This window comes from Adlercreutzia wanghongyangiae (assembly GCF_035989245.1).
In the GTDB taxonomy this organism is placed as follows: Bacteria; Actinomycetota; Coriobacteriia; order Coriobacteriales; family Eggerthellaceae; genus Adlercreutzia; species Adlercreutzia wanghongyangiae.
In genome coordinates this window covers 193466-204980 of sequence record NZ_JAYMFF010000009.1, presented here as the reverse complement: position 1 = coordinate 204980, position 11515 = coordinate 193466, and the positions used below count along the sequence as shown (strand labels likewise).

At 67.5% G+C, this 11515-nt stretch carries 10 protein-coding genes; 9 read left to right on the top strand and 1 reads right to left on the bottom strand.

The window, feature by feature from the left end; all coding sequences use genetic code 11:
- Nucleotides 1–136 precede the first annotated feature (136 nt).
- From ilvC to rnhA, 4 genes are all read left to right on the top strand, one after another.
- Nucleotides 137–1129, top strand: a complete 993-nt coding sequence (gene ilvC, locus VIN30_RS05935; RefSeq protein ID WP_326424560.1) for a ketol-acid reductoisomerase — start codon at nt 137–139, stop codon at nt 1127–1129.
- Nucleotides 1130–1432: 303 nt separating this feature from the next.
- A complete protein-coding gene (gene tatA / locus VIN30_RS05930; RefSeq protein ID WP_326424561.1) occupies nt 1433–1684 on the top strand; it encodes a twin-arginine translocase TatA/TatE family subunit in 252 nt (83 codons plus the stop codon).
- Between the two features lie 157 nt (nt 1685–1841).
- A complete protein-coding gene (locus VIN30_RS05925; protein ID WP_326424562.1) occupies nt 1842–3329 on the top strand; it encodes a helix-turn-helix transcriptional regulator in 1488 nt (495 codons plus the stop codon).
- A gap of 97 nt (nt 3330–3426) precedes the next feature.
- Entirely contained in the window at nt 3427–3906 is a 480-nt protein-coding gene (gene rnhA, locus VIN30_RS05920; RefSeq protein ID WP_326424563.1) for a ribonuclease HI, read from the top strand.
- A 73-nt stretch (nt 3907–3979) separates the two neighbouring features.
- Here the strand turns inward: rnhA and VIN30_RS05915 are convergent, their stop codons facing one another.
- Nucleotides 3980–5203: a deoxyguanosinetriphosphate triphosphohydrolase family protein gene (locus VIN30_RS05915; RefSeq protein ID WP_326424564.1), complete on the bottom strand. Its 1224-nt coding sequence runs from the start codon at nt 5201–5203 to the stop codon at nt 3980–3982.
- A 128-nt stretch (nt 5204–5331) separates the two neighbouring features.
- Between VIN30_RS05915 and dnaG the strand changes: the two genes are divergently transcribed.
- The 5 genes from dnaG (at nt 5332) to VIN30_RS05890 (ending at nt 11471) form a co-directional block, all read left to right on the top strand.
- Nucleotides 5332–7182, top strand: a complete 1851-nt coding sequence (dnaG, locus tag VIN30_RS05910) for a DNA primase (RefSeq protein WP_326424565.1) — start codon at nt 5332–5334, stop codon at nt 7180–7182.
- Nucleotides 7183–7299: 117 nt separating this feature from the next.
- Nucleotides 7300–7842: a peptide deformylase gene (gene def, locus VIN30_RS05905; protein ID WP_326424566.1), complete on the top strand. Its 543-nt coding sequence runs from the start codon at nt 7300–7302 to the stop codon at nt 7840–7842.
- A gap of 1 nt (nt 7843) precedes the next feature.
- Entirely contained in the window at nt 7844–8776 is a 933-nt protein-coding gene (gene fmt / locus VIN30_RS05900; protein ID WP_326424567.1) for a methionyl-tRNA formyltransferase, read from the top strand.
- Entirely contained in the window at nt 8769–10646 is a 1878-nt protein-coding gene (locus VIN30_RS05895; protein WP_326424568.1) for an RsmB/NOP family class I SAM-dependent RNA methyltransferase, read from the top strand. The genes fmt and VIN30_RS05895 overlap by 8 nt, the downstream gene beginning before the upstream one ends.
- Before the next feature lie 240 nt (nt 10647–10886).
- Entirely contained in the window at nt 10887–11471 is a 585-nt protein-coding gene (locus VIN30_RS05890; protein ID WP_326424569.1) for a helix-turn-helix domain-containing protein, read from the top strand.
- Nucleotides 11472–11515 lie beyond the last annotated feature (44 nt).

The window sequence follows — 11515 nt, the reverse complement described above, 5'->3', positions numbered from 1 at the left end:
CCGCAGCGACTGGAGCAGTCCGGTGGACTGTTCCACAAAGCGAGGACTGTCTGAGCGAATTGGCATGCCGCGTGGCCCGACTGCTCGCTTGTTAGATAACGTATCGGCTTGTTAACTCAGAAAAGAAAGGAAACCCATGGCCGTCACCATCTACTACGAAGAGGACTGCAACCCCGAGATCATCAAGGACAAGAAGATCGCCGTTATCGGCTACGGCAGTCAGGGCCATGCCCATGCGCTGAACCTGAAGGATTCCGGCTGCGACGTGCGCGTGGGCCTGCGCGAGGGCTCCTCGTCGTGGCAGGCCGCCGAAGAGGCGGGCCTTAAGGTGTGCGATATGGCCACCGCCGCCGAGGAGGCCGACCTCATTATGATCCTCGTGCCCGATGAGTTGCAGCCCGCGGTGTACGAGGAGCACATCGCGCCGCACCTGAAGCCGGGCGACACCCTGGCCTTCGCCCATGGCTTCAACGTGCACTACGGGTATATTACCCCGCCTGCGGACGTGGACGTCATCATGTGCGCCCCCAAGGGCCCCGGCCACATCGTGCGCCGCCAGTACACCGAGGGCTCCGGCGTGCCCGATCTCATCTGCGTGGCCCAGGACGCCACGGGCGGCGCGTGGGACACGGCGCTTTCCTACGCCTGGGGCGTGGGCGGCGCGCGCTCGGGCGTCATCAAGTGCACCTTCGCCCAGGAGACCGAGGAGGATCTGTTCGGCGAGCAGGCCGTGCTGTGCGGCGGTTTGGTGGAACTGGTGAAGGCCGGCTTCGAGACCTTGGTGGAGGCGGGCTATCCGCCCGAGCTCGCCTACTTCGAGTGCTACCACGAGATGAAGATGATCGTGGACCTCATGTACGAGAGCGGCATCCACTTCATGAACTACTCCATCTCCAACACGGCCGAGTACGGCGAGTACTACGCGGGCCCGAAGGTCATCAACGAGCAGAGCCGCGAGGCCATGCGCGAGATTCTGGCCCGCATCCAGGACGGCACCTTCGCCCGCGAGTTCGTCGAGGACTGCGAGAACGGCCATGCATGGCTGCTGGAGCAGCGCGAAGCCATCAACAGCCACGAGATCGAAAAGACCGGCGAGCGCATCCGCTCCATGTTCTCCTGGGCTTCGTAATTCCGTTCGCTCCGATGGAGGCTGGCTGGCTTCTTTCAGACACCCTCTGTTTTTCGATCCAGATCCCGTAGGGGCGGCCTTCAGGCCGCCTCTCCTGTCCCATAAGTTCCTGACCAGCCGAAACGCTCCCTGTCACGCAAACACGTGACAGGGAATTTTCTCGTTTGCGTGACAAAATCACGGGTCTGCGTGATAGGCAGAGAGCTTAGAAGGGGGCATAGTGGGCACCATCGAAACGCAAGCAACCGTGAAGCGCGGCGCGAAGCAACCGACCGCCTTCGGAAGCAAGAAGGAGAACCTGCTATGAAGATCCTCGGACTGGGCGTTCCCGAGCTCGTTATCATCCTCATCGTCGTGCTGCTCATCTTCGGGCCGAAGAACCTGCCCAAGTTGGGCGCCTCCCTCGGCAAGACCGTGAAAAGCCTGCGCGAGGGCATGGCCTTCGACAAGAAGGACGACGAGGAAGAGGTCGTGGAAGTGGTCGAGGAGGAGCCCGAGCCGGCTCCGGCCAAGACCACCGCGGTGAAGAAGGTCGTCAAGAAGAAGGCCGAATAACATTCGTGAACCGTCCCCGTCGCCTTTCGGGCGCGGGGTTCGTTCAAACCCTCCCTCCCAAACGAAGCGGCACAGGCCCCAAGGTCCGTGCCGCTTCGTTTCTCTTTTGGGGTACAATACTCCGTCGGACATAACTGACGACAAGAGGGGAGGGCCCATGGCTCATTCGGCACCGCCGCGCGTGTACCAGGCACGGTGCGCCATTATCGGCTTCGGCTGCAACCAGGCCTTCCTCTTCACCATGCTGTACCTGGGATCGTACAACGAAGGACCCGAGCGCGGCTTTCTCGTCGATCGCGCCGATCTGCTGTGCGTGCTGATGTCCATGGCCGTTACGTTCGCCCTCATGATGCGACCTGGTCCCCGAGCCCGTCTCATGGTGGCGGCCGAGCGGCTTGCGGTGTGCTTCGCCGCCCCGCTGACGTTGGCCCTGTTCGCTCTGGTGGCGGTGCAGGCGCTGCATCCGAATGTGCCCTGGCTCGCCCTCGCCGTGGCCGAGGGGGTGGTGGCCGGTGTGCCGCTCGCGCTTCTGCTGTGCCTGTGGGGCCGCGTGCTGGGGCAGGCTCCCATCGACCAGTCGGTGCCCGAGGTGTTCATCGGCAGCGCCCTGGGCGCCGCCGTGTGCTTCTTCGTCGTGGCGGTGCCCATCCAGGGCGTGTACGTGGTGCTGTACGCGCTGCCCCTGGTAAGCGGTTGGGCGCTGCGCAGCCTGGGCGCTGTCACCCCGCAGAGCGCCGACGACCCCGCCGCTCCTTCGCCTTCGCCGGCAACGGAGGCGGCGCCGTCGGACGAGGCCGTCAAGCTGTCGGGGCGCATCGTGGCGGGCACGGCTGTGTACGGCATGGCCACCGGCGCCGTGGAGGCCCTGGCCGCGAGCGCCGCGTTCTCGGCCTACGCGTCGCTTTCCGTCACCTTCCTCCTGTTCGTGCTCTACTGCATCGCCGCCCTGCAGTTGTACGGCGGCCGTCCGCTGTCGTCGGGGGTGCGCGCCGTGCTGCCCGCCGGCCCCGATCAGGAGGTGGGGCCGCTCGGAGGCGCCTACCGCCTGGCCGTGCTGCTGATGGGCGGCGGCTTCGTGGCCGTGCCGCTGCTCGCGAGCGTGGGGGTGTCGGGGGTGGCCGTGGTGCTGGCGGGCTATCTCGGCATCTTCACCGTGCTGGTGTCGCTCTTCCTCATCATGGGCCGCATCACGGGCCGCGGTGCGGTGCGCTCCTTCGCGCGCGGCTTCTCGGCCCTGTTCGCCGGCGAGATCGCCGGCATGCTGGCGGGCGGGGTGGTCTCGGGACTGCCCGGCACGTTCGATGCCGCCGCGGCGCTTGTGGCCTTCGCCGGAGTGGCGGCGCTGTACGCCTACCTGTTCCTGTTCACCGAGCGCGATATGGCGGCCCTCTCGGTGGTGGTGGCCCAAAGCGATCGCTTCCAGGAGGCCTGCGAGCGCATCGCGACCCGGGCGAAGCTGTCGAAGCGCGAGGCGGAGATTCTGCCGCTCGCCCTGCGCGGCCGCACGGCCGAGCGCATCGCCGGCGAGTTCTTCATCTCGAAGAACACCGTGGACACCCATCTGCGCCGCATCTACGGGAAGTGCGGCGTGCACACCCGCCAGGAGCTCATCGATCTGGGCGAGCGCGAGGAGCGCGAGCTATAGCGCCGTGGGCGGTCAGTCAACATACTCGTTCAGCGAATTTGTCGCCGCAGGCCACGTGCGCGGGTGCGCCGACGCGGCGAGGGAAGGCGGCGACGCCATGGAAGTGATGCTCTACTCCGACGGAAGCTCCCGCGGCAACCCGGGTCCGGGCGGCTACGGCACCATCCTGCGCTACCGTGCGCCCTCGGGGGCGGTGCACGAGAAGGAGTTCTCGGCCGGCTTCTCGTGCACTACCAACAACCGCATGGAGCTGCTCGGCTGCATCGTGGGCCTGGAGGCTCTGCGCCGTCCCTGCGACGTGACGGTGTACTCCGACTCCCAGTACCTGGTGAACGCCTTCAACCAGAACTGGGTGGCCGGTTGGCTGCGCCGCGGTTGGAAGAACGCCCAGAAGCAGCCCGTGAAGAACGTCGACCTGTGGCAGCGCCTGCTGGCGGCGAAGGAGCCCCACCGGGTGACGTTCGTGTGGGTGAAGGGCCATGCGGGCCATCCCGAGAACGAGCGCTGCGACGCGCTGGCCACCGCCGCTGCCGACAACCCCGCCTGCCACCAGCCAGATACCGGATTTAAAGAATAGGCAAAAGATAGAGGGTGCACCGAAAGTCAGCGAGGTTTCAGCAGGTGCCTGGTCCCGTCAAGGCGAGCGAAGCTTAAAGATCGGCGCAATAGCCGCGGGTTTGGATGTGGCGCGGGCTTTCCGGGAACAGGTGCGCGTACACGGCCATGAAGTAGCTGTCGGTCATGGACGCCATGTAGTCCACTACGATTTGGTTGGGCTCGCCGGCCAGGTAGGCCTCGGGCGTGATGGAACGTGACGTGTCGCACAGGCGCTTCACGTGGTGGCGGATGAGCGGCGAGTCCTCGCGTCCGGCCGCCAGGTCGGCCAGAAGGCGCGCGTACATCTCCTCGAACATCTCCTCCACCAGGTTCTCGGTCTCGTCGACCATGCCCTCCTTCAAGTAGATGACCTCGTAGTTCTGCCGCTTGGCCCGCTTCAAGTCGGCGAACACCTCCTCGCTCATGGCGATGTGGTCGCGCCCGTAGGAGTTGTTCACGATGTCCACGGTGAGGTTGTTGATGATCTTCGCGTTGGCGGTGCCGATCACGTCGGAGTCGAACACCGACAGCGAGTCGATCACCCCCATGGCCAGGGCGTCTTGGCGGTCCTTCCCGATGTAGGCGATCATGTCGGCCACGCGCACCACGCAGCCCTCCAGCGTGGAGGGGCGCAGGCTCTTGATGGTCTGCTCGTCGGCGTTGCAGGTCTCGGCCAGCTCGTCCAGTTCGTCGAAGGAAGCGCAGGTGCCGCGCACGAGTCGCTGTTGGGCGAACTCGCCGTTGTGGCACAGCACGCCGTCCAACGTCTGCAGCGAGATGTTGCGGCGGTACAGCTGGTCCAGCACGCGCACCGAGTGCACGTTGTGGTTGAAGAAGCGGCCCGTGCGGGCGTGGTAGCATGCCGATAGGAAGCGCTCGCCGGCGTGCCCGAAAGGGGTGTGGCCCACGTCGTGGCCGAGCGCGATGGCCTCGATGAGGTCGCAGTTCAGCCCGAGCAGACTCCCGATGCCCCGGGCCACGCGGCTGACCAGCTGCACGTGTAGCCCGCGCCGGCTTATCTCGTCGTTTTCCGCGAAGGAGAACACCTGGGTCTTGTCGGCATAGCGGTTGTAGGCGGGAATGTTCAGCACCTTCTCGATGTCGCGCACGAAGGCGGGGCGGGCCAGGGTGGCCGCATCGTGGGGAAGGTCCTCGCGGCGCAGTACGTCCGCGTCGTCGGTGCGCCACTTCGACAGGGCGCCCGCCGCGCGGTCCTCGCGGATGGCGGCCTCCACCAGGGGGTCCAAGGTGAGATAGGGGGGCGTGGCAGATGGCATGGTCGCTCGCTTTCTCGCTTATCGTCGTTCGCGGCCTATTGTAGTGTCTGAAACATTTGTTTGCAGGCGAGGTGCTATACTTCACAGGAAAAGGGAACCGGCTGACAAGGGCGAAAGGAGCGCGGCGCGTGGCGGGCATCAGCGACGAGGACATTCAGAAGGTGCGCGACGCCAGCGACGTCGTGGCCGTCATCGGCGAACGGGTGCCCGTGAAGCAGAAGGGTCGCGACTTCTGGTGCTGCTGTCCCTTGCACCAGGAGAAGACGCCCTCCTTCAAGATCGACCCTTCCACCCAGCTGTGGCACTGCTTCGGCTGCGGCGAGGGGGGAGATGTGTTCTCCTTCGTGATGAAGACCGAGGACCTCACCTTTCCCGAGGCGGTGCGCCGTTTGGCCGAGCGCGCCCATATCGACATCGTGGAAGAGGGGGGCCGGGGTATTCCGGCCAGCCGCAAGGCGCGTCTGAAAGAGGTCTGCGCTCGCACGGCGGAGTTCTACCATACCCAGCTGATGCGCGGCCGCGGCCCCGAGGCCGATGCGGCCCGGTCCTATCTGGCCGGCCGCGGGTTCGGGGGCGACGTGCCCAACACGTGGAACCTGGGTTTCGCGCCCGGCCGCGGGGCGCTCGTGCGGCACCTGTCGCAGCTGGGGTTCTCCACCGCCGACATGATCGATGCCAACGTGGCCCTGGCCGGGCGCGGCGGCCCGGTGCGCGATCGGTTCTACAACCGGGTGATGTTTCCCATCTTCGACGTGTCGGGCGACTGCATCGCCTTCGGAGGGCGGGTCATCGGCACGGGCGAGCCGAAGTACCTGAACTCCCAGGAAACGCCCTTGTTCCACAAGTCGCAGGTGCTCTACGGGCTCGACCATGCGAAGGCCGCCATGGCCTCGTCGGGCGTGGCTATCGTGGTGGAGGGCTATACCGACGTCATCGCGCTGCACGAGGCCGGCATCAAGAACGTGGTGGCCACACTGGGCACGGCGCTCACGCTGCGCCATATTCGCGTGCTGTCGCGCCACGCGTCGAAGCGCATCGTGTACCTGTTCGACGGCGACGCCGCCGGCCAGCGCGCCGCCGACCGGGCGCTCGCCTTCATCGACAAGTCGATGACCCCCGAGGCCGGCCGCTCCCAGGTGGACCTGGTGGCCGTCACGCTGCCCGACAACCTGGATCCGGCCGAGTTCGTGGCCGCCCGGGGGGCCGATGCGCTGCGCGCGCTGGTGGACGATGCGAAGCCCCTTCTGGAATACGGCATCGAGCGGCGCCTGGCGAACCACGACCTGCAGGCCGCCGAGGGCCGTGCCCGCGCGTTGGAGGACTGCCTGGGCGTGCTCGCGCCCATCAAGGAGTCTATTCTGGCGAAGGACTACGCGGTGCGCCTGGCGGGCCGGCTGCGCCTGCGCGAGAACGACGTGCTGGAGGCCCTGGCCGCGAAGGAACCCCCGCGCTTCCAATCGCGCGACGACGAGGACGCCCCGCTTGCGGCTGCCCCGCCCCGGCCCGTGCGCACCTTGTCGCGCGCCGAGCGCAACCGCCTGCGCTTCGAGCGGGAGTTTCTGGGCTTGGTGGCTCAGAACCCGTCGGTGGGCTTGGCCCATGCCGATGCCCTGGCGCAGATTCAGTGGCACGAGGACGTGCACCGGCTGCTGGCCGACAGCATTTTGGCCACGTTGGCCGAGAACCCGGCTGCCGCCGGCGTCGACATCGTCACGCGGGCGGCCCTCGTCACGCCCCATGCGGCCCGCGTGCTCACCGGCAGCTTGGGGCGCGAGGGCGCCTCAGCCGAGGAGACGGGGGCCTATCTGGCCGAGGAGCTGGCCTTGGGCGACGCCGAGGACGCCATCGGCGCCTTGCGGGCGCAGCTGGCGGCCGGCGTGACATCCGAGGAGGCCGAGCTGCTGCACACCGCCATCGCCACCTTGCAGATGGACGTGGCCGCCCGCCGCGTGGCCCACCGCGCCATGCCGCATTCGTAGATTTCGCGCCGCATCTGGACAGCGCGGGTCGTTGGGGTCACAATGAATTAGTTATACGCAACTTCATGCCATTCCGCCGCGCATTGCGGAATTCCATACAAGAGAAAAGGAGCCTCGGTGCTGCCCATCGTCATCGCCCCCGACCCGCTGCTCGCCACCGTGTGCGAGCCGTGCGACCCCACCGACAAGTCCCTGCGCCGCCTGTCGAAGCAGATGGCCCACGCCATGTACAAGAACTACGGCTGCGGCATCGCCGCCCCCCAAGTGGGCGTTACCAAGCGCCTCGTCGTCATCGATGTGGATTGGGACGGCGAGAAGGGCGAGAAGAACCCCATCGTGCTGGTGAACCCCGAGATCATGGAGCTTTCCGGCGAGCCGGAGGAAGGCGGCGAGGGGTGCCTGTCGTGCCCCGGCGTCACCATTCCCGTAAAGCGCCAGCCCTGGGCCCGCGTGCAGTACTACGACCTGGACGGCGAGCTGTGGGAGATCGAGGGCGACGGGCTTCTGGGCCGCTGCCTGCAGCACGAGATCGATCACCTGAACGGGAAGACCCTGTTCGAGAGCTGCGATCCGGTCACGCGCATCGAGGCCCTGCGCGCCTACGACGAGGCCAAGGCCGCGGGCGCCCGTCCCGGCGACACCGATATCGAGGTGAAGTAACGTGCGCGTGGTGTTCATGGGCACCCCGGCTTTCGCCGCATCCATCCTGGAGCAGCTGATTCCCCAGCATGAGGTGGTGGCCGTGTACACGCGGCCCGACGCCGTGCGCGGCCGCGGCAAGCAGCTGGTGCCCTCGCCGGTGAAGCAGGTGGCCGAGGCCGCGGGCATCCCGGTGCGCACCCCGCGCACCTTGCGCGACGCCGAGGAGCAGGCGGCCCTGGCGGCGCTGGCCCCCGACGTCGTCTGCGTGGCGGCCTACGGGGCGCTTCTGCCCCCCGAGGTGCTGGACATTCCCGTGCACGGGTGCCTGAACGTGCACGGCTCGCTTCTGCCCCGTTGGCGCGGCGCGGCTCCCATCGAGCGCGCCATTCTGGCGGGGGATGCGGAAGTGGGCGTGTGCATTATGGCCATGGAGGAGGGGCTCGATACGGGCGACTTCTGCGTGTGCCGCTCCATTCCCGCCGAGGGTGCCACGGCGGCGAGCTTGACCGCCGATCTGGCCGATTTGGGAGCGAGCGCCCTGCTGGTGGCGCTGAACCAGGTGGAGGCGGGGCATGTGAACTGGGTGGCGCAGAACGCCGACGAGGTTACCTACGCCGAGAAAATCGCCAAGGGCGAGCTCGATCTGGAGCCCGCCGTTTCCGCCGCGGTGAACGATCGGCGGGTGCGTGCCTCCGGGGCTGCCCATCCGTCGCGCTGCCTCATCGCCGACCGCGCCGTCACGGTGCTGGCTGCCCGGCCGGCCCTCGATGGCCCCGCCCTTGCGCCCGGAGCAGCGGCGCTTGTAGCCAAGCGACTGTACCTGGGGTGCGCTGAGGGCGTGCTGGAAGTAATCGAAGTGAAGCCCGATGGCAAGCGCGCCATGGAGGCAAAGGCCTTCGCAGCCGGAGTTCCCGCGCTGCGAGGCGAGGAAGGAACTTGGTCCCGTGCATAACGATCACCGATCTCACAATCAGCGTCGTTCCTACGACCGCGCATCCCAGGGCGATCGCAACGCCCAGGGCGGTGCGCGTCAGAACCGTGGCCCCCGTACCGGCGGCGCGCGGGGCGACCGCGATTTCCGCGGTCCCCGCAAGGACGATCGCGGCCCGCGCAAGGGCGGCTTTTCCGGCGGCCCGCATCGCGATGGCAGGCCCGGTGCGGACCGCGGTTCCCGCAGAGATTTCGCACCGCGCGATGACCGTCCCCGCGACGATCGTCCCCAACACCCTCGCGACGATCGCCGCTACGACCAGCGCGACGACCGCGCCCGCAGCCCGCGCGACGACCGCAGCCCTCGCTTCGGCGGCGGCCCGCGCCGCGACAGCCGCGAGGCCTCCCATCCCCGCGAGATCTTCGTCGACGGCAAGCTGATGGCTGCTCCCGACCAGGATGCCCCCCGCGGCCCGCGATCCGACGACCGCGGTCCGCGCGGCGGGGCGCGCGGCCCGAAGGCCCATCGGGCCACCACGGCTCGCGAGCTGGCCTTGGCAGCCATTCACCAGCTGCGCCAGCGCGACGCCTTCGCCCAGGACGTCATCGCCAAGACCATCGACACCTCGCGCATCTCGCGGGAGGACCGCGCCTTCGCCACGCGCCTGGTGCTGGGCGTGGCCAGTACCCGCGGCACGCTGGAGGACATCGTCAGCAGCTGCATGGACTCGCCCGACGACGCCGCCCCCGCGGTGCGCGACGCGCTGTGCCTGTCGGCCTATGAGATCATCTTTCTGCAGAAGAGCCCGCATGCGGCCGTCGATCAAGGCGTTGAGCTGGTGAAATCGGTGGCTCCCCGCGCCGGCGGCCTGGCCAACGCGGTGCTGCGGCGGGTGGTGCGCGCCAAGGAGAGCTTCCCCTTCGGCGACCCCCGCACCGACATCGCCGCCTACGCGCGCCTGCACGGCTTCCCCGTGTGGCTGGCCCAGCGCCTGCTGGCCGAGATGGGTCCCCAGGGTGCCCACAGCTTCATGGTGGCTTCCAACGAGCCCGCGCCGGTGTACATCGCCGTGAACGCCGTGAAGGCCTCCGACGACGAGGTGGTGTCGGTGCTGGCCGACGCTCATGGCGAGCCCGAGCCGGTGACGGTGGCGGGTCGCACGGTGCCGGGTTGCTACCGCATCGTGTCGGGCGTGCCGCTGAACGATGGTCGCGTGCGTCGCATGTTCAGCCAGGGTCTGCTGCTGGTGTCGGATGCCACGTCGCAAGTTGTGGCATCGCTTGTGGTGGGCCAGGAGGCTCCGCAGTCGTTTCTGGAGATCGGCGCCGGGCGTGCCACCAAGACCATCCTGGATCAGAGTTGCGCCTATCGCCGCTTCGGCGCGCAGATTCCCGACTATGTCACCGTGGACGTGCATGCCTTCAAGACGAAGCTGCTGCAGGAACGGGTTCAGCAGTACGGCATTGAGGTGGCCGAGCCGCTGATCGGCGACGCCACCGACTTGACCGAGCTGGTGGGCGATCGCACCTTCGACCGTGTGTTCGTCGATTCGCCGTGCACGGGATTGGGCACCTTGCGCCGTCACGCCGATATCCGTTGGCGCCTGCGGCCCGAGACCATCGAGGAATCGGCGGCCCTCGACGCGCGCCTGCTCGCGAGCGCCGCGCCGCACGTGGCCCCGGGCGGCATCCTGGCCTATGCCACCTGCACCATCACCCACGAGGAGAACGCCGATGCGGTGGCCGCCTTCTTGGATACCGAGGCCGGCGCCGCCTTCGAGGTGGTTCCCTGCGATGCGTCGTCGGACGGGCGGTCGCCCTTCTTCTCGGTCGCCCTGGAACCCGGCGGCCCCGATGCCCATTTCCTGGCCCTTTTGCGCCGAAAGTTCTAGGGCGGAAGGAGTCCTCGCGCAGCCAGCAGCGCCCCGCAGCCAGCTTTGACTGCGGGGCGCCGTTTTCGTTTCCCCGGCTTTCCGCTCGCGGCTATTCGGCAGAGGCGATAGCGGGTTGGCGGCAAAAACTATGGGCGCGTTGCCGATAATTTTACGGATCGGAAATGTTGACTGCCGCGGTGTCAGTAAAATAACAGGCTACACGGAAACCCAACGAGATCGAAAAGGAGGTCGCAGGTCGTGGAGCCGAATATCAAAGAGGTGGCGGGGCGCATCCGCGCTCTGCGCGAGGACATGGATCTCACCCTGCAGGAGATGGCCGAGGCCACGGGCCGTACCACCGCCGAGTACGCCGCCCAGGAAAGCGGGGAAGAGGATCTGTCGTTCACCTTCCTGTACAAATGCGCCGAGAAGTTCGGCGTGGACGTCATCGAACTTTTGACCGGCGAGAACCCGCATCTGACGGGCTACTCGCTCACCCGCGCCGGCGGCGGGCTGTCCATCAAGCGCCGCGCGGGCTTCGAGTACCTGCACAAGGCGCCGCACTTCCGCCACAAGCTGGCCGAGCCCTTCGTGGTGACGGCCCCCTATCTGGAGGAGGAGCAAGGCGTGCCGGTGCACCTGTCGCGCCACGAGGGCCAGGAGCTCGACTTCATCATCTCCGGCCAGATGCGCTTCGCCTACGAGGACCACGAGGAGATTCTGAACCCGGGCGACGTGGTCATGTACGACTCCGGCCGCGGCCACGGCATGGTGGCCACAGGAGGGGAGCCCTGCGTGTTCCTCGCCATCGTGATGAAGCCCGAGGGGGAGAAGATTATCTAGGCGACCTCGGCACCTCGCGTCCTGCCGGGGCGCGAGTGCCGGAG